Source organism: Actinoplanes sp. OR16, assembly GCF_004001265.1.
Lineage (GTDB): Bacteria > Actinomycetota > Actinomycetes > Mycobacteriales > Micromonosporaceae > Actinoplanes.
The window spans coordinates 4944340-4961992 of the sequence record NZ_AP019371.1 but is presented as its reverse complement, the minus strand read 5'-3'; the positions used below and the strand labels follow the sequence as shown (position 1 = coordinate 4961992).

Below are 17653 nucleotides of genomic sequence, written 5' to 3'. Positions count from 1 at the left end.
GCTCAGCCCACCGTCAGCACGACTTTTCCGCGTAGTCCGCCGGCCAGCACGCGCCGGTGGGCGTCGGCCGCCTCGGTCAGCGGCATGGTGGCCGCGACGCGCGTCCGCAGCTGCCCGGCCGCCACCTGCCGCACCAGGTCGGCCAGCAGTTCGCGGTCGTGCCGGATGAGTTGCAGCTCCTGGCGCACCCCACGGGCCGGATCGATGGGCGGCGTCGGCCGGGTCACGACCACCACTCCCCCGTCCTCCACGGCAGCGACCGCAGCCTCACCGAGGGGCACCGCGTCGAACACCGCGGCCACCGGCCCCACCGTGGCCAGATCGACGGACCGGGAGATCACCTCGTGAGCGCCGAGATCACGCACCCATTGCTCGTCGTCGTGGCTTGCCTGGGCCAGGACACGGTAACCGCTGCGCAGGGCAAGCTCGGTGGCGAAGCCGCCGACACCACCGCTGGCGCCGGTGACCAGAATGGCGCCGGCCGGCGTCACCAGTGCCAGCCCCTGGTGAGCCGTCTGGGCGTTGAGCGGCACCGTGGCCGCGGACACGAAGTCGAGCTCGTCCGGCAGCCGCACCATCCACTCGGCGTCAGCGGCCACGAATTCGGCATAGCCACCCGGCGTGCCGCGGGTCAGGTACCACGGAATCATCCCGACGACCCGATCACCCACCCCGAAGTCCGTGGTGCCGGGACCGACCGCAGCCACCTCGCCGGCGATGTCCCACCCGGGCGAGAACGGCGGCTGAACCGGCCCGCCAGGAATCATCCCGGTGGTCGCGGCGATGTCAGCCGGATGCACACAGACCGCCCGGACCCGGACCACCACCTGCCCAGGTTTCGCCTCAGGCTCAGGCAGCTCAGTCACCTGCAACACCTCAGGACCGCCAAGCGCGGCCGCGACGACACCCAGCATCCGTCCACTCTAGACCGACGCCCGCCGGCTCGCAGACCGCTGCGGCGGGGAATCAGTCCAGGCCGTTGTAGGTCCAGTGCGCTGTCGTCGTGCCGGTTGTGCGGCCGTCGTCGTGGATGGTGCGGGTGACGCTGACGGAGAAACCGCCGTCGGGGCCGGACGGCGTTCGAGGGCCGGTGACCGAGTCGACGGTGCGGTCGCCGGTGTGGCCGTAGAGGGCGACGGTCACCGACGTCGCCGTCGTGCGGGCGCGGATGACGATCGGCACGGCGGTGTCGTTGCGGAAGACGTTGTCGATGTTGCCCCAGTCGAGGGTGGCCTCGCGGCCGGCCGGGTAGCGGGAGATGTATTTCGTGTGGGGCTGGTGTTTCAGGCTGGGCAGCCCGGCGAACCAGACGGCGTTGAACAGCGTGGTGGAGAACTGGGAGACGCCGCCGCCGAGCTCATCGTGCAACTCGCCTCCGACGATGGCCGGTGCGGGCACGTAGCCCTTGGCCCGGGTGCGTTCGCCGGCCCGCTCGTTGAGGGAGAACGTCGCGCCCGGCGCGACCACGGTGCCGTCGACCGTCCGCGCGATGAGGTGGATGTTGGTGACGCGGGGCTGGCAGCAGCCGTGGTACGTGGTGAACGAGCCGATCAGCTGGTCCACTCCTGCCAGGTCCGCGGGTTGGGTGCCGGCCGGTCGCGGGGTGGTGGGGACGGTCGCCTCGGGACGGCCGGATCCGGCCGCCGCGGTGAGTGCCGCCACGGCGGAGGTCGTGTCGACGGACCAGCCGCCGGTGCCGGCCCTGCGCTCGACGCCCGCGGTGGTGGCGGTGAACGACGCGTCGCCCTTGTCGTCCAGGTGGGCGGTGGGCGCCGCCAGTTCGACACGCGTGTCGACGGCGGCCCGGTCGTGGCGGGCCAGCACCGCGCGCAACGCGGAGGTGTCCACGGTCACCACCGCGGAGGTCGCCCCGGAGTAGGCCGCCCGGACCGTCGCGTCCACGTCGAGCCGGACGCCGGCCGGCACCGGATCCAGGGTGAAGGTCTTGCCGGCGCCGGTCAGTCGTACGGTGATCGGCTGCTCGACCCGGGACCGGACCGTGGAGTCGATCGCCTGGCGGAGCTCTCGCTCATTCAGGCCACCGACGTCGACCCCGGCGACGGTGCGGCCGGCCGGGACCACGGCGGGACGACGTTTCGCCACGACCGCGACCACTGCCGCGACAGCCAGGATCAGCGCCAGCACGCCCACCGCGGCGAGCCGGCCCCGGGACCGGCGCGGCCGGACCGTGTAGACCACGCCCTGGTCGTTCGCCGGAAGAGTTGCGGTCACGGTGGCCCCCTCATAACCCGGCAGTGGTGCCGACGATTGATCAACCACCATGCTGCCCGGCATCGCGAGCCCCGTCGTCGGTCAAGTGACTGCTCGTCGGCCGAGAGGGTAATGCGGAGATCATGTCCTTCGCGGTCGTCGACCTGCCGGTGCGGCACCTTCACGACGCGGCGATCCTGCACCGCAGGACCGGCCAGATCTTCGACCACTTCGTGGCCTACCTGAACCTGCAGGAGTCATGGCCGGCCGTGACACTCGCCGCGAAAGACAGCGCTCTGGCGGTCAGCCGGGGCGGCGAGATCCTGGACGCGGCGCGTCTGCTCGGCCGCGTACGCCTGCGCGCCGTGATCACCGACCCGGACGCCGCGCCGATCCGGCAGCTGCTCGCCTCCCCCTCGGTGCGGCTGCTGGACTGGGCGGCGATCGACGCGGCCGAACGCGGCGCTCGATGGCACGACGACTGGCACGTGCTGTTCTTCGCCGAGCCGCTGAGCGAGCTGGTGGCCGCCACCTTGGAGAGGGAGGTGCGGGCCTTCTTCCCCGAGGTCCGTGACCTGGCCTTCACCGACGGCGACCGGTCGCTGCGTTATCGCGTCCGGATGCCGGCGCACGACGAGAGCTGGTACCCGGGCTTCCTGGCACTGCTCCGGCGGTTCAGCAGTGAGCACGTCCGGATCCTGTCGTTTCAGGGCTCGGCGTTCTGAGCGAGCCGGCGCGGTGACGGGGTCCCGTGCGGGCCCGGACGTCATCTCGTCCGGCCCCGCACGGGACGGAGCGTCAGCGCTTCATGAGGGCGAAGACTCCCCAGCCGAGATACTCACGTCCGTAGCGCGCGTAGTGGGCGGGCTCGGTGGTGAGTGCTTCCCGCACCTCGGCGGCCATCTCGTCGTCCGGGTTCTGGTCGAGCCAGCGACGCATGTTGAGCCACTGGGCCGCGGTGTAGCGGTCCCAGCTGCTCTGATCGGCCGGCATCATCTCCACGACGTCGTACCCGAGTTCCTGGAATCGCCCGATCAGTTCCGGCAGGAGCAGGAAGTCGGCGATACCGGTGGCGTGGCACGCCTTCGCGGTCTCCTCGTCCGGAGGGGTCTGCCGCCAGTACGGCTCGCCGATCAGCATCATGCCTCCGGGACGGAGGCTCCGGTCGAGTAGTTCGATCGTTCCGGCGACGCCGTCGCCGATCCAGGTGGCGCCGACGCAGGCGGCCAGATCAACGGGCTCGTCCGCGACATGGCCGGCGGCGTCACCGTGGATGAACTGGACCTGGCCGGCGACGCCGAGTTCGGCGGCGCGGGCCCGGGCCCGCTCGGTGAAGACCGTGCTGATGTCGACTCCGGTGCCCGTGACGCCCAGATCACGCGCCCAGGTGCAGAGCATCTCGCCCGAACCGCTGGCCAGGTCGAGCACCCGTGTCCGGGGTGCGAGACGCAACGACTCGCCCAGGGCGGCGAGCTTGCCGGCGGTCAGCGGGTTGTGGATCCGGTGGCTGCTCTCACGGATGGTGAAGATACGAGGAAGGTCCATGATCAGGTGGAGACCCTTTGAACGGGGGCCCGCCGACCGCAGGGCTTGCCGAAGTACCTCCGACGACGGAGGAAGGCATGCGAAGGGTCAGGACGAGGCCCGGGAGGTGAGGATGGTCCGGGCACCGCGCACAGCGGTGGTCTCCACGACAGTCATCAACACACCTCCTCAAGGTCTCCGCGAGCGAACCGATCATCGCTCTGCCGGCAAAGGCTACACCCACGACAGCTAGGAGAGAACCGACATCTGCGTGGGATCACCGAGGTAGTTGGGGAACGTGGTGATGCCGCGGACCCGCTCGGCGTACATCGTGGCGCTGGACTGGAACAGCAGTGGCACCACTGCGGCATCGCGCAGGATCTGCTGCTCTGCCCGGTGATACAGCTCGTTCGCGTCGCGCGCCTCGGCGGCCGTGCCGGCGGAGTGGATCAGGTCGCTGGTGGCCGGATTGCGGTAGAACCCGTAGCACGCGCCCCAGGTGGCGCTCTCCTCGGCGACCCGGGAACTGTCGAAGTGCGGCTGCAGGTAGCTGCGGGCGTTGTTGCCCTGCCAGTCCGGCAGCCAGCCCTGCGTGGTGATGTCCCAGACCCCGTCGCGGGCGTTCTGCGCCACCTCCAGATACTTCGGGTAGAAGTCGGCGTGCGGCACGGGCACCAGCTCGACGTGGATGCCGGCGCGCGCCAGCGCGTCGCGGATCGCCGCCCCGACCGCGGGATGGTGGCCGGTGTCCCGGTGGATCATGCGCAGGGTCAGCCCGTCGGTGTAGCCGGCGTCGGCGAGCAGCTGCCGGGCCCGGTCGGGGTCACCGGACGGGTCGCCGGTGCGGTAGAGGTCGCTGGGCCGGTACGCGGGGTTGCCCGGCGGCAGCAGCTGGGTGGCGGCCTCGGCGGCGCCGCCGTAGATCCGGGCGATCGCCGTCCGGTCGACCGCGTAGTGCAGCGCCCGGCGAACCTCCACCCGCCGGGTCGCCCCGCCGGCGTTCGGGCTCACCATGTTGATCAGCAGGCACGGGTTGAGCTCGCCGGTCCGGGCGGTCACCCGCTGCGCCGGGGTCACGTCGCCGGCCGGCGGTGCGACATCCCACAGCGCGTCGGCGGTCCCGGCGGCGACCTCGGCGCAGGCCTCGTCCTGCGAGCGGCCCATGAGGACCTCGATGCGGGCGACGTGCTGGCCCCGTACCGGATCGCTCTCCGGCCGCCAGGCCGGGTTGCGTTCCAGCACGATGGTCTCGCCGGGCCGATGGGTGACGACCCGGTACGGGCCGTTGGAGCGCAGCGAGCGGTCGAAGTCCGGCCCGGCCGGCAGGTGCTCGAGGTACTCGACCGGCGCGGCGGACGCGAACGGCAGGGTGAGCATGTCCAGGAAGTCCGGGGTCGGCGCGACCAGCTCGAACCGGACCGTGCGCTCGTCCACCGCCCGCAGGCCGGGCACGTCGTGGTTCTCGAGGTAGCGGGCGATCGCGTCGGCCCGTGCGGGCACCGCCGCCATCCCGGCGCAGAATTCGGCCATCCCCGCGATCGAGTCCGCGTAGTACTGCAGCAGCGGGCAGCGCCCGACCGGGCCGGCCAGCCGCTTGATGCCGCGGACGACATCGGCGGCCGTCACCGGCCGCGGCGACGGGGTGTCCCAGCACACCCCGTCCCGCACGGTGAAGGTGTAGACGCGGCCGTCGGCGGAGATGCGGCCGTTGTCCCGGGTCGGCACCTCGGTCGCCATGTCGGCGATCAGCGTGCCGGCCCGGTCCGGGTCGGACGTCGACGGATAGGTGACCAGCTGGCGGGTGTAGGCCCGCTCGATCACGGCCGACGCGGTGTAGTTCGCGCAGGCCGGATCCAGGTGGTCGACATCGCCGTGACCGACGTACCGCAACGTGCCGCCGCGCATGACCATCACGATCCTCTCTGGGAAGTACGGCTTACCGGTGGCCGAACTTGTGCCCGCCGGTGGTGCTGGTCGCCAGCGGGTTGTGGCCGTACTCGTCCTCGCCGCTGACCAGGACCGCACCGTACTTGTCCAGCGACACGCTGCCGCCGTACTCCTCGATCACGTCCGTGTCCGGGTAGAGCTTCACGCAGGTGGGCACGTAACGGGAGGCGAACCCGAGCCGCATCTCGTCGGTGGTGCCGGCGTGCGGGTGCGAGGCGTGCTGCAGCGTCGACGAGAACATGACCGCCTCACCGGGACGCAGCTGCATCGAGATGGCGTTCGCCTCGTCCGGCTTCCAGTCCGGGTCGATCTGCAGTTCGCGGTAGTCGTAGCCGAAGAAGCCCCGGCGTACGCCGTCCTTGTCCGCGTTGTTGATCTGGTCCGCCTGGTAGGTCATCTTCTTGGTCTCGTCGTAGCGCATCACCTCGTGGGTGCCCGGGATGAACTGGAGGCAGCCGGTCTCGATGCTGGCCTCGGTGAAGGCCGTCCACACGGTGATGGTGCCGCCGTACTCCTTGAACTCGTCGGGCCAGACGATCTGCGGCTTGCCGGACGCGTTCGCGAAGGTGTCCGCCTGGTGCCAGTCGGTGCCCTCGTCGCCCGGGTACTTCGGGAAGAACTCGGTGCGCCAGCACAGCAGGTCGGGCCCGAGCACGCTGCGCACCCGGTCGACGATCGCCGGGTGCCCGACGTGGTCGGCCAGGAACGGGTTGTCCAGGTGCCGGTCGTAGTTGGCGATGTTCGTGTTGCCCGAGGCAGCCGCCTCGTCGCCGTAGACGGCCATGCTGCGGTCCATCAGCTGCAGGCGCTCACGGCGCCACCGGGCCTTCATCTCCTCCACCTCATAGACGGTGAAAGGTCCGTAGAAGCCCTGCTCGTGGAACTTCTCCAGCTCTTCGGCGCTGAGCGCGAAGGTGGTCGCGGTAGTCGTCGCCATGGTCTCTCCTCCTAAGCGGTACGGGCCTCGTCCACCGTGGCGGACAGGTGGGCGATCGAGGCGTCGTCGCCGAGCTCGGCGCCGGTGAAGGCGACGCCGAACTTCTCGTGGATCCGCACCAGGATGCGGATGAACGCGAGCGACGTGACGCCGAGATCGAACAGGTCGTCCTCGGGCTTGATGCCGTCGCGCTGCAGCACCTCCTCGCTGATCCGGATGATCTCCTGCTCGGTGGACGTGACGTCCCCGGCGCTGGAAGGCGCGGGCGACGCGCTCATTACTTCGGTCATCGCCGTCTCCTCGTCTGCGGTGTGATGACTCCACTGAACGGGCCTCCGGTTTCGCAGCGCTATCACGGCCCCATCCGCCGGGCGGGCGGGCCGGTTCCGCGTGGCGACAGAGCGGCGAGAGACCGGCAATAGACCTGGGTTCCACGGTGGGGGTCAACAGACAACAGCCGATGACGTACGCCAGGAGGCCCGTGATGCCGCAGATCGAGGACACCGCCGGACCCGAGTACCGCGTCGTGCTCAACCACGAACAGCAGTTCTCGCTGTGGCCGGTGGAACGCGACGCGCCCGCCGGCTGGTCGGACGAGGGAACGCGGGGCAGCCGGCAGCAGTGCCTGGACCGGATCGAGTCGGTCTGGACGGACATGCGCCCGCGGAGTGTGCGAGGTGAGCTCAGGTGAGCACGATGCAGGACCGACTGGAGAAACTGCCGGCCGACAAGCGCGCGCTGCTGCTGGAGTGGCTGGGCGAGCAGGACGACGAGCTGCCCGGCTACGCCCTCTCACCGCGCCAGCGTGGCCTCTGGTTCCTGGACCGGCACGCCGGTCCGAGCGCCCTCTACAACGTGCCCTGGCAGTGCCGGGTGCACGGCGTCGTGGACGCGGCGACGCTGCGCCGGGCGCTGGACGCCGTGGTGGCGCGGCACGAGCCGCTGCGCACCCGGATCCGCGACCGCGACGGCGTACCGGTCCAGGAGGTGCTGCCCGACGCGCGCACCACCTGGCACTACACCGATCTGAGTGAGCTGCCGGCCGAGCAGCGTGAGCCGTCCGCCCGCGAGATCGCGCAGCGCGTCGCGACCGAACCGTTCGACCTGGAGCAGGGCCCGCTGATGCGGGTGGAGCTGATCCGGCTGGCAGCGGACGAGTTCACCGTCGTCTTCAACGTCCACCACATCGTCTTCGACGGCTGGTCCATGCAGGTGCTCAACGGTGAGCTGTGGGACGCCTACGGCGACCTCGACGCGGGCCGGACGGCGCCGCGGCCCGCTCTGCCGGTGTCCTACGGCGAGCACGCCGAGCGACTCGCCCAGCAGTGGACGGACGGCGGCCTGGACGCACACCTGGAGCACTGGAGCAGATACCTGTCCGGTGCCCCGGCCGTGCTGGACCTGCCCAGCGACCGCGCCCGGCCGGCCGTCGTGGACCACACCGGCGGCAGCGTCGACGTGCCGGTCGACGAAGAGCTGATCGCCGCGGCGCACGCCCTCGGCCGCGGCGAGCACACGACGCTGTTCATGACGATGTTCGCGGCGTTCACCGCCCTCATGCACCGCTACAGCGGCCAGGACGACCTGACCGTGGGGGTGCCGATCGCCGGGCGCACCGGCGCGGACACGCAGGACGCCATCGGCTTGTTCGTCAACGTGCTGCCGATCCGGACGAAGCTGACCGGCGCGACCACGTTCCGGGAGCTGCTGCGCCGGGTCCGCAACGACATGCTGACCTCGTTCGCCCACCAGGACGTGCCGACCGACCTGATCGTCGACCGCATGCGGGTGGAACGCGACCGCAGCCACAGCCCGCTCTTCCAGCACCTGTTCGCGGTCGCCGAGGGACCCGCCACCCAGCGGGTCGCCGGTCTGACCGTGGACCCGCTCGAGGAGATCTGGACGGCGACCGCGAAGTTCGACCTCAACTGGGCGGTGTGGGTGGACGGCGCACGCTCGCGGATCAGCGTGGAGTACGCGACGGCGCTGTTCGACGAGGCCACCGTCGTCGGCCTGGCCGAGCACATGATGCGGCTGCTGCGCTCGGCGATCGCCGACCCGGACACCCGCATCGAGGACCTCGGCATGCTCGGCACGGACGAGCGGGACCGGATCGTCCGCCGGTGGAACGACACCGCGCGGCCCTTCCCGGACGACACCACGCTGCACCGTCTGATCGAGCAGCAGGTACGCCGCAGCCCGGACGCGGACGCCGTCACGTTCGAGGACCGCACGCTCACCTACGCACAGCTCAACGCCGGCGCCGACCGGCTGGCCCGCCGCCTGCGTGCGGCCGGGGTGGGGCCGGAGGACCGGGTCGCGGTGTGCGCCGAACGCTCGGTGGAGCTGGTGGTCGCGCTGCTGGGCGTTCTGAAGGCCGGCGCGGCATACCTGCCCCTGGACCCGGCCTACCCGGTCGAGCGGCTGATCTTCATGCTCGACGACAGCGCCGCCCCGGTGCTGCTCACCCAGCGGCACCTGCGCGACCTGCTGCCGCCCGGTGACCGGCTGGTCATCGACCTGGACGAGGGCTGCGACGACGGCGACGACTCCGGCGTGGACGTCGCGGTGGCGCCGGGCAACGCGGCGTACGTCATCTACACCTCCGGCTCGACCGGGCGCCCGAAGGGCGTGACGAACACCCACCGGGGCATCTGCAACCGGCTGGACTGGATGCAGCGCGAGTACCGGCTGGGCGGCGACGACGTGGTGCTGCAGAAGACGCCGGCCGGGTTCGACGTGTCGGTCTGGGAGTTCTTCTGGCCGCTGCTCACCGGCGCGCGGCTGGTCCTGGCCCGGCCCGGCGGCCACAAGGACCCGGCCTATCTGCGCGACCTGATCATCTCCGCCGGCGTCACCACCGTCCACTTCGTCCCGTCGATGCTGGCCGCGTTCCTGGCCGTCGACGACACCGAACGCTGCGTCTCGCTGCGGCGGACCATCTGCAGCGGCGAGGAGCTCCCCCGGCACCTGGCCGACCTGGCCGCCCGCCGGCTCCCCGGCGGTCTGCACAACCTCTACGGCCCGACCGAGGCGGCGATCGACGTCACCTACTGGGACTGCGCCGACCTCGGCGACGAGCACACCGCGGTGCCGATCGGCCGGCCGATCCAGAACACCAGCCTGTACGTACTCAGCCCCGCGCTCCAGCCGCAGCCGGCGGGCGTGCCCGGCGAGTTGTACCTGGCCGGCGCCAACCTGGCCCGCGGCTACCTGAACCGGCCCGGGCTGACGGCGGACCGGTTCCTGCCGGACCCGTTCGGCCCGCCCGGATCCCGCATGTACCGCACCGGCGATCTCGTCCGGTTCCGCCGTGACGGGGCCGTCGAGTTCCTCGGCCGCCTGGACGGGCAGGTCAAGATCCGCGGCCTGCGGATCGAACTCGGTGAGATCGAGCACGCTCTGCGCCGGCAGCCCGGCATCGGCGACGTGGCGGTCGTGGTCCGCGAGGACCACCCGGGCGACAAGCGCATCGTCGCCTACCCGGTGGCCGCCCCGGACCTGGACCCGGCCCCGCTGCGCGCCGCCCTGCTGCGGCAGCTGCCGGACTACATGGTGCCGGCCGCGTTCGTGCCGGTCGACCGGCTCCCGCTGAGCGCGAACGGCAAGCTGGACCGGGCCGCCCTGCCCGCGCCGGGCGCCGCCACCCCGTCGGCGAAGGCGGCCGTGGCGCCGCGCACGCCGCAGGAGAGTGCGCTGGTGTCCATCTGGGAGGGTGTCCTCGGCCGAGCGCCGGTGGGCGTGCACGACGACTTCTTCGACCTCGGCGGCAATTCGCTCGACGTGCTGCGGCTGACCGCGCAGGTGCAGAACGCTCTCGGCGTCACGCTCGCCCCCGGCGACGTCTTCGAGCACCCCACGGTGGAACAGCTGGCGCGGCGGATCGCCGCCGACGCCCCGGCCACGGCGGGCGGGCCGCTGCGCCTGCTGAGCGACGGCGGCGACGGCGAGCCGCTGATCCTCGTGCACGCCACCGGCGGCACCCTGGCCTGCTACGCCACGCTGGTCCGCCGGATGGCCGGCGAACGGCCCGTGTACGGCCTGACCGCGCCCGGTGCGGAGACCGCCGAGGAGCCGGTGCGCGACGTCGGCGAGCTGGCCCGGCGCTACCGGACGGCGCTCACCGAGGCCGGGCTGACCGGACCGGTCCGCCTGGGCGGCTGGTCGTTCGGCGGGGTCGTCGCCTTCGAGATGGCCCGGCAGATGGAGGCCGAATCGGATCGGCGGCCGCCGGTCGTCATGCTCGACAGCCGCGCGCCCGACCCGGTGCCGACCGGCTCGTTCGACCGGGTGGACCTGCTCGCGCTCTACGCCGCCGAGCTGGGCCGCACCGCCGGCACGGACCTCGGCATCGAGGCCGCCGACCTGCGCGAGCTGACCGGCGATCAGGCCACCGAGCTGCTGCTGGCCCGGGCCCGCGCGCACGGGCTGCTGGACGCCGGGGACGGCGCCGAGCACCTGCTGCGGGCCGGCACGGTGATGGCGGCGAACGTGACCGCGATGGCGGCCTACGACCCGGCCCGTCCCTACGGCGGACCGGTGACCCTGCTGCGCGCCGCCGAGGGCGAACTGGCCCCGGACACCACGGCGGCCTGGCGCCGGCTGGTCACCGGCACGCTCGACGAGCTCGAGGTGCCCGGCGACCACTACAGCTGCCTGCGCCCGCCCCAGGTGGACGACACGGCGAAGACCGTCCGGCAGGCCCTGACCGGCCGCTGACCCTGGCAACCCGACCGAAGGTGATCACAATGTTGAGCAAACACCGACTCATGGTTCCCGGTCCGACGCCGTTGCCGCCGGCGGTCACCGCGGCGGCGACCCGGCCCATGGAGGACGAGCGCACCGTACGCTTCGCCGCGCTGTTCACTCGCGTGGTGGACAACCTGCGCCGCCTGATCCGTACCGAGAACGAGGTGCTGGTCTTCACGTCCAGCACCACCGGCGCGTTCGAGAGCGCCGTGCAGAACCTCTTCTCGCCCGGCGACCGGGTGCTGGTCGCCAACAACGGGGCGTTCGGCCAGCGGTGGGTGGAGATGAGCCGCGCCTACGGGCTGGAAGTGGTCGAGGTCCGGGCCCCCTGGGGTGAGGAGATCGACCCGGCGCGGGTCGCCGCGGCGCTGGCCGCCGATCCGGGCATCACCGCCGCGATGTGCGTGCACTGCGAGACGTCGACCGGCGTGGTCAACGACATCCAGGGGTTCGGTGAGGCCGCGGCCGGTGTGCTCACGCTCGTCGACTCGGCGTCCGGGCTCGGCGCCTGCGACCTGCGCGCCGACGAGTGGGGCCTGGACGTGGTGGTCAGCGGCGGGCAGAAGGCGCTGATGACCCCGCCCGGCGTCGCCTTCCTCAGCGTCAGCGATCGGGCCTGGGAGCGGCACGCCGAGGCCCGGCTCCCCCGTTACTACTTCGACTGGGGCGCCGCCCGCGACGCCTACGCCGCGGCGATCCCGCGGACGTCCTGGACACCCGCGATCGGCGTGCTGGTCGCGCTGGACGCGGCCCTGGAACAGCTCTTCGCCGAAGGGCTGGACGCGGTGTTCGACCGGCACCGCACCCTGGGCCGGCTGGCCCGCTCGGGGCTGCGCGGGGCCGGCCTGGAGCTGCTCACCCCGGCGCAGGACCGGCACGCGAGCGTGACCGCGGCGTACGTGCCGGACGGCATCGACGCCGACCAGCTCGTCGACCTGGTGGCCGAGCGGTACGGCGTGCAGATCGTCGGAGGCAGCGGACCGCTGGCCGGCCGGATCATCCGGCTCGGTCACTGCGGCTACATCGACGCGCTGGACGTCATCTCGGCGATCGCCGCCGTGGAGCTGAGCCTGCGCGAGCTGGGCGCGCCCGTACAGCCGGGGGCCGGCACGGTGTCGGCCATGCAGCTGCTGTCGAGCACCACCGAGGCGCGCACCCCGAACGGAGCGCTCATCGCGCTGGCCGCCGGCCTGGAAAGGGAGTACCAGTCATGAGCAGCACCGTCATGGAGGCGGCCGTCGGGGCGCAGACCCCGCTGCCGGTCCAGCTCGAACAGATGGCCGAGGCCCGCCCGGAGGCGATCGCGGTCGCCGACGACACCACCGCACTGACCTATCCGGACCTGGTCCGCCGGGTCAACCACCTCGCCAACCGGCTGGTCGAGGCCGGCGTCGCCCCGGAGGACCGGGTGGGCATCACCATGCGGCACCACGCCGACCTCCTGCTCGCCGTGCTCGCCGTGCTGCGGGCCGGCGCGGCCTACGTGCCGATCGACCCGGACTACCCGGCTGCCCGCCGCGACCTGCTGGCTCGCGACTCCGGCCTGCGAGCGGTGATCAGCGATCCGGACCTGGAGCCGTCCCTGGCCGACGTCCCGGTTCTGCACGTCACCGCGGGCGTCGCCGACGAGTGCGACCGCCCGTGCCCCGGGCCGGACCAGCTCGCCTGCGTCATCTACACCTCCGGGTCCACCGGCGTCCCGAAGGGCGTCATGATCACGCAGCGCGGCCTGAGCAACCTCGCGCTGGCCGCGGCCGGGCAGTTCGAGCTCGGGCCGGGTGACCGCTACCTGATGCTGGCCTCGGTGTCCTTCTCCGCGTCGCTGGAGGAGCTGTTCCCGCCGCTGGTCCGCGGCGCCGCGGCGGTCTTCCCGCCGGACCGGGGCGCGCTGTCCGCGGTGCCGGAGCTGCTGGCCGAGCTGCGCGACCGGCGGATCACCGTGGTGGAGCTGCAGACCGCGCAGTGGCATCTGCTGGTGCGTCACCTGGACGAGTCCGCCGACGCGCTGCCGCCGGCCCTGCGCCTGATCGTCATGGGCGGCGAACGCGCGCTGCCCGACCTGGTGGCCCGCTGGCACCGGCACGGCCTGCCGCTCGTGCACGTCTACGGTCCGACCGAGACCACCGCCACGGCGACCTATTTCGAGGTGCCCGCGGGCGTGCGGCCGGACGGCGACGTGCTGCCGATCGGGCGGCCGATCCCCGGCACGTACGCCGTCGTGGTCGACGCCGACATGCGCCGCGTGCCGCCCGGGGAGGCCGGCGAGCTGCTGCTCGGCGGCGACTCGCTGGCCCGGGGCTACCTGGGCCGTCCCGCCGCCACGGCGCGCGCCTTCGTGCCCGACCCGTTCTCCGGCCGGCCCGGCGCGCTGCTCTACCGCACCGGTGACCTGGTGCGCGAGCTGCCGGACGGCAACCTGCAATTCCTGGACCGGGTGGACCAGCAGATCAAGGTTCGCGGCTACCGCATCGAACCGGCCGAGGTCGAGGCCGCGCTGCAGCAGCACCCGAGCGTCCGGGAGGCCGTGGTGACCGCCCGCGAGGACGTGCCGGGCGACCGCCGGCTGGTCGGCTACGTGACCGCCGACGACGGCGCGGTCACCTCGGCGGACCTGCGCGCCTGGCTCGCCGACCGGCTGCCCGCCTACATGATCCCGTCGGCGCTGGTGCGCCTGGACGAGCTGCCGCTGACCGCGCACCGCAAGGTGGACCGGGCCGCCCTGCCGGAGCCGTCGCACCAGCGCGAGGGCGGTTTCGTCGCCCCGGCGGGCGAGATCGAGCAGCAGCTCGCCGAGATCTGGGCGGAACTGCTGCGGGTCGACCGGGTAGGCGCCACCGACGACTTCCTGGAACTGGGCGGCGACTCGTTGCTCGCGGTACGGATGCTCGCCCGGCTGCGCGGCCGGTTCGGCGTGCGGCTGTCGCCGCGGCAGGCCTTCGCGAAGCGCACGGTGCAAGGGCTGGCCGCGCTGATCGAGAACGCCGGCGGACAGGCGGTGAGCGAACCGGCCCCGTCCGCGCCGGTCCCGTCCGGGCCGGATGCGGCGAAGCCCGCGGCCGAGAGCCAGCAGGGCATGTGGCTGCTCAGCCGCCTGCTGCCGGACAGCCCGCTGAACAACACGGCCTGGCAGTGCCGCCTGCGCGGACCGCTCGACACCGAGGCGCTGCGGGCGGCCGTCGCCGATGTCGTCGATCGGCACGAGGTGCTGCGCTCGGCGTACGCCGAAGTCGCCGGGCAGCTCATGCAGGTGCCCGCCACGCACGCACCCGGCTGGCAGGAGACCGACCTGAGCGGGCACCCGACCGCCGACCGGGACACCCGGCTGGCCGAGCTCACCGCCGAGCTGGCCCGTCAGCCGTTCGACGTGGCGGCCGGCCCGCTGATGCGCCCGACGCTGGTGCGGCTGGCCGACGACGATCATCTGCTGGTGGTCAGCCTGCACCACCTGATCTTCGACCTGCGCTCGCTGGAGGTGCTGCTGCAGGACCTCGCCGACTGCTACCGGGCCCGGACCGCCGGCGCGCCGACGCCGGCGCCGGCTCCGCAGTTCGCCGCGCCCACCGGGCCCGATCAGGCCGAGGTCCGCGACCGCACCCTCGGTTACTGGACCGAGCAGCTGGCCCGGATGCAGCCGCTGCGGCTGCCCACCGACGGCGACCGCCCGGCGGGCGGTTACACCGGCGAGACCCGCCACTTCTGGCTGCCGCCGGAGGTCGCCCGGGCCGCCGCCCGGCACGGCCGGCAGACCGGCACGAGCACGTTCATGGTGCTGCTCACCGCGTACCTGGCCTGGTTGCGCCGGTGGACCGGCAGCGAGCAGCTCGCCGTCGTCACCCCGCTGGCCGGGCGGGAGCGGCCGGGCACCGAGGACGTGGTGGGTCTGTGCACCGTCAACAGCGTCGTGCAGGCGACGGTCGGCCACGACGCGTCCTTCGGTCAGCTGCTCGCGCAGGTCCGTGACAACGCGCTGACCGCGTACGCCCATCAAGGTCTCTCCGTCGAACAGGCGGCCGAGCAGCTGCCCGGCGCCCGTGGCCGGCGCAACCTGTTCCGGGTCCTCTTCTCGCTGCAGCGGGACGCCTCGATGGGCGTGTCCTGGCCCGGCCTGGACGTCGGCCCGATCGACGACCTGCCCACCGGCACGGCGAAGCTCGACCTGTCGCTGGTCTTCCACGAGCGTCGCGACGGCCTGCTGGGGCGCGTCGAGTACCGCACGCCGGGGCTGACCGCCGAGCAGGCCGACGCGATCGCCGCCGAGTACACCGCGGTGCTGGCGGCCGCCCTGAGCCGGCCCGACGCGCCGCTGTCGCAGCTGTCCACCGATTACCTGGGAGATTCCAAATGATCACCGGCACATCGACTGTCAACGATCCTGACATCGCGGACGTCGCCACCCCGCAGGCCGCCGCCCTGCTCGCCGACACCGCTCACCGCCTGGCCGCGGCCGGCGCGGTCGCGGACACCGTGTTCCCGCGCCACCTCACCGCACTGCCGGCCCCGCTGCACGCCGCTCTCGAGGAGGTCCTGCGCCCGCCGGAGCGCACCTGCGGGCGGCGGCTGATCCGCGGCCTGCTGGCCGGTTTCGCCGAACCGGGCCCCACGCCGCAGCGCTGGCAGGACGCGAACACGGCGGACACCCGCGCGCTGGACATCGCGCTCGTGCTGCTCAGCACGTCGCTGGGCCGGATCTTCGGCTGGGCCGGGCAGCAGGACGGGCGGCTGGTGCACAACATCCTGCCCACCGAGGGCTACGAGGAGGTCCAGGTCGGCGCGAGCAGCACCGCCGAGCTCACCTGGCACACCGAGGACGCCTTCCACCCGGACCGGGCGCACCTGCTGATGCTGGCCTGCATGCGCAACCCGGACGACGTCGGCAGCCGGCTGGCCAGCGTGCGGCGCGCCGAGATCAGCCCGACGCAGCGCGAACTGCTGCAGCGGCCGCTGTTGTCGATCCTGCCGGACGACTCGTACCCGCAGGACTGGATGGACGCCGCGAACGCCGGCATGGCGACGCTGTGGCCGGCCCCGGACGGCATGTGCCTGCGCTACGACCCGGCCTACACCCTGTTCCACGACGACGGCGAAACGTTCCGGTCCGCGCACCGGCGGCTCGGTGACGCGCTCGACGACTGCGCCGAGGAGGTGCCGCTGCGGTTCGGCGACATCGTCCTGGTCGACAACGACATCGTGGTGCACGGGCGCGGCTCGTTCCGGCCGCGGTACGACGGCTCCGACCGGTGGCTCAAGCGCACCCTCATCCACCTGCCGCGGCGACGCGCCGGGTCCGAGGCCCACGAGTCCGGGTACGGCCAGGAGCTGATCGAACCGCAGGTCCCGGCATGAGCACGCCCGTGGACGAACCGTTGCCGGTCGCGGTACTGCCGCGGCCGGCGCCGGCCGTCGTCGACGGCATCGCGGCCGGCGGTGGCCGCCCGGTGCCGCCGGAGCAGGCCGGCTCGCTGATCTGGACCGGCGACGGCCCGGACGGCCTGGCCGCGGCGCTCGCCGAACTGCCCCGGGTGCGCTGGGTGCAGTTGCCGGCCGCCGGCGTGGACGGATACCTGCCGCTGATCGACGACGACCGGATCTGGACCCGGGCGTCCGGCGTGTTCGACACGCCGGTCGCCGAGCACGCGCTGATGCTGGCGATGGCGGTCCTGCGCGACGTCACCGGCTCGGTCCGGCCGAGGCGGTGGCGGCCCCGGCCGCCGGTCAGCCTGGTCGGCGCCGACGTGCTCGTCGTGGGCGGCGGCGGGATCACCACGGCGCTGCTCGGCCTGCTCGCCCCGTGGCGCACCCACACCACGGTGGTCAACCGCACCGGGCGCCCGGTGCCCGGCGCGGACGCGGTGGTGCCGATCGACCGGCTCGACGAGGTGCTGCCCGCCGCCCGGGTGGTGGTGCTCGCCGCGCCGCTGACCGCGCGGACCGACGGGCTGATCGACGCCCGGCGGCTGCGGCTGATGCGGCCGGACGCGTGTCTGGTCAACGTGGCCCGCGGCCGGCTCGTCGTGACCGACGACCTGGTGAGCGCCCTGTCCACCGGTGAGATCGCCGGTGCCGGCCTGGACGTGACCGAGCCGGAGCCGCTGCCGGACGACCATCCGCTGTGGGACCTGCCGACCTGCCTGATCACCGCGCACTGCGCCGGCGAGCTCGACGACTCGATGGCCGAGTTCGCCGCGCTGGTGGCCGGCAACGTGCGGCGCCGGGCGGCCGGCCGCCCGCTGTCCGGCCTCATCGACACGGCCGCCGGCTACTGACGGCGGCACGACGAAGCCCCGG

General features: G+C 72.8%; 13 protein-coding genes. 7 read left to right on the top strand and 6 right to left on the bottom strand.

Annotation, left to right across the window (positions count from 1 at the left end; all coding sequences use genetic code 11):
* Positions 1 to 2: 2 nt before the first annotated feature.
* Together EP757_RS22730 and EP757_RS22725 are read right to left on the bottom strand one after the other, a co-directional pair.
* Positions 3 to 866, bottom strand: a complete 864-nt coding sequence (locus EP757_RS22730) for an NADP-dependent oxidoreductase (protein WP_232049950.1) — start codon at positions 864 to 866, stop codon at positions 3 to 5.
* 100 nt (positions 867 to 966) lie between these two features.
* Positions 967 to 2232 carry a VanW family protein gene (locus EP757_RS22725; protein ID WP_127549114.1) on the bottom strand — a complete coding sequence of 422 codons (1266 nt, stop codon included), beginning with the start codon at positions 2230 to 2232 and terminating at the stop codon, positions 967 to 969.
* A 122-nt stretch (positions 2233 to 2354) separates the two neighbouring features.
* On the opposite strand from EP757_RS22725, the gene EP757_RS22720 reads away from it, so the two are divergent.
* Positions 2355 to 2936 carry a hypothetical protein gene (locus EP757_RS22720; RefSeq protein ID WP_127549112.1) on the top strand — a complete coding sequence of 194 codons (582 nt, stop codon included), beginning with the start codon at positions 2355 to 2357 and terminating at the stop codon, positions 2934 to 2936.
* Positions 2937 to 3009: 73 nt separating this feature from the next.
* On the opposite strand, the gene EP757_RS22715 is transcribed toward EP757_RS22720, so the two are convergent.
* The 4 genes from EP757_RS22715 to EP757_RS22700 form a co-directional block, all read right to left on the bottom strand.
* Positions 3010 to 3756, bottom strand: coding sequence for a cyclopropane-fatty-acyl-phospholipid synthase family protein (locus tag EP757_RS22715; protein WP_127549110.1), 747 nt, complete (start codon positions 3754 to 3756; stop codon positions 3010 to 3012).
* A 228-nt stretch (positions 3757 to 3984) separates the two neighbouring features.
* Positions 3985 to 5640: an ABC transporter substrate-binding protein gene (locus EP757_RS22710; protein ID WP_160165849.1), complete on the bottom strand. Its 1656-nt coding sequence runs from the start codon at positions 5638 to 5640 to the stop codon at positions 3985 to 3987.
* Positions 5641 to 5671: 31 nt separating this feature from the next.
* On the bottom strand, positions 5672 to 6619 hold the full coding sequence (locus EP757_RS22705; RefSeq protein ID WP_127549106.1) for a chlorinating enzyme: 948 nt from the start codon (positions 6617 to 6619) through the stop codon (positions 5672 to 5674).
* A gap of 11 nt (positions 6620 to 6630) precedes the next feature.
* On the bottom strand, positions 6631 to 6909 hold the full coding sequence (locus tag EP757_RS22700; protein ID WP_127549104.1) for an acyl carrier protein: 279 nt from the start codon (positions 6907 to 6909) through the stop codon (positions 6631 to 6633).
* Between the two features lie 194 nt (positions 6910 to 7103).
* Here EP757_RS22700 and EP757_RS22695 point away from each other — a divergent pair, with 194 nt between their 5' ends.
* Genes EP757_RS22695 through EP757_RS22670 form a run of 6 tightly spaced genes read left to right on the top strand, consistent with a single transcriptional unit; the run spans position 7104 to position 17631 of the window.
* Positions 7104 to 7310 carry an MbtH family protein gene (locus tag EP757_RS22695; RefSeq protein ID WP_127549102.1) on the top strand — a complete coding sequence of 69 codons (207 nt, stop codon included), beginning with the start codon at positions 7104 to 7106 and terminating at the stop codon, positions 7308 to 7310.
* 5 nt (positions 7311 to 7315) lie between these two features.
* Positions 7316 to 11338 (top strand): non-ribosomal peptide synthetase, encoded by a 4023-nt coding sequence (locus tag EP757_RS22690; protein WP_127549100.1) that lies wholly within the window; start codon positions 7316 to 7318, stop codon positions 11336 to 11338.
* A 29-nt stretch (positions 11339 to 11367) separates the two neighbouring features.
* Complete coding sequence (locus EP757_RS22685; RefSeq protein WP_127549098.1) at positions 11368 to 12582, top strand: alanine--glyoxylate aminotransferase family protein; 1215 nt, start codon at positions 11368 to 11370, stop codon at positions 12580 to 12582.
* Entirely contained in the window at positions 12579 to 15713 is a 3135-nt protein-coding gene (locus EP757_RS22680; protein ID WP_127549096.1) for a non-ribosomal peptide synthetase, read from the top strand. Before EP757_RS22685 ends, EP757_RS22680 begins: the two co-directional genes overlap by 4 nt.
* Positions 15710 to 16711 carry a TauD/TfdA family dioxygenase gene (locus EP757_RS22675; RefSeq protein WP_127549094.1) on the top strand — a complete coding sequence of 334 codons (1002 nt, stop codon included), beginning with the start codon at positions 15710 to 15712 and terminating at the stop codon, positions 16709 to 16711. The genes EP757_RS22680 and EP757_RS22675 overlap by 4 nt, the downstream gene beginning before the upstream one ends.
* The gene (locus EP757_RS22670; RefSeq protein ID WP_127549092.1) at positions 16708 to 17631 is read left to right on the top strand and encodes an NAD(P)-dependent oxidoreductase; all 924 of its coding nucleotides are present in this window, start codon (positions 16708 to 16710) and stop codon (positions 17629 to 17631) included. The genes EP757_RS22675 and EP757_RS22670 overlap by 4 nt, the downstream gene beginning before the upstream one ends.
* Positions 17632 to 17653: the final 22 nt, after the last annotated feature.

Bases quoted from the DNA above. Each gene is read 5' to 3' on its own strand.
- EP757_RS22670 (WP_127549092.1), top strand. From the start codon at position 16,708: ATGAGCACGCCCGTGGACGAACCGTTGCCGGTCGCGGTACTGCCGCGG.
- EP757_RS22695 (WP_127549102.1), top strand. From the start codon at position 7,104: ATGCCGCAGATCGAGGACACCGCCGGACCCGAGTACCGCGTCGTGCTC.
- EP757_RS22710 (WP_160165849.1), bottom strand. From the start codon at position 5,640: ATGCGCGGCGGCACGTTGCGGTACGTCGGTCACGGCGATGTCGACCAC.
- EP757_RS22675 (WP_127549094.1), top strand. From the start codon at position 15,710: ATGATCACCGGCACATCGACTGTCAACGATCCTGACATCGCGGACGTC.
- EP757_RS22685 (WP_127549098.1), top strand. From the start codon at position 11,368: ATGTTGAGCAAACACCGACTCATGGTTCCCGGTCCGACGCCGTTGCCG.
- EP757_RS22715 (WP_127549110.1), bottom strand. From the start codon at position 3,756: ATGGACCTTCCTCGTATCTTCACCATCCGTGAGAGCAGCCACCGGATC.
- EP757_RS22680 (WP_127549096.1), top strand. From the start codon at position 12,579: ATGAGCAGCACCGTCATGGAGGCGGCCGTCGGGGCGCAGACCCCGCTG.
- EP757_RS22705 (WP_127549106.1), bottom strand. From the start codon at position 6,619: ATGGCGACGACTACCGCGACCACCTTCGCGCTCAGCGCCGAAGAGCTG.
- EP757_RS22690 (WP_127549100.1), top strand. From the start codon at position 7,316: ATGCAGGACCGACTGGAGAAACTGCCGGCCGACAAGCGCGCGCTGCTG.
- EP757_RS22700 (WP_127549104.1), bottom strand. From the start codon at position 6,909: ATGACCGAAGTAATGAGCGCGTCGCCCGCGCCTTCCAGCGCCGGGGAC.
- EP757_RS22720 (WP_127549112.1), top strand. From the start codon at position 2,355: ATGTCCTTCGCGGTCGTCGACCTGCCGGTGCGGCACCTTCACGACGCG.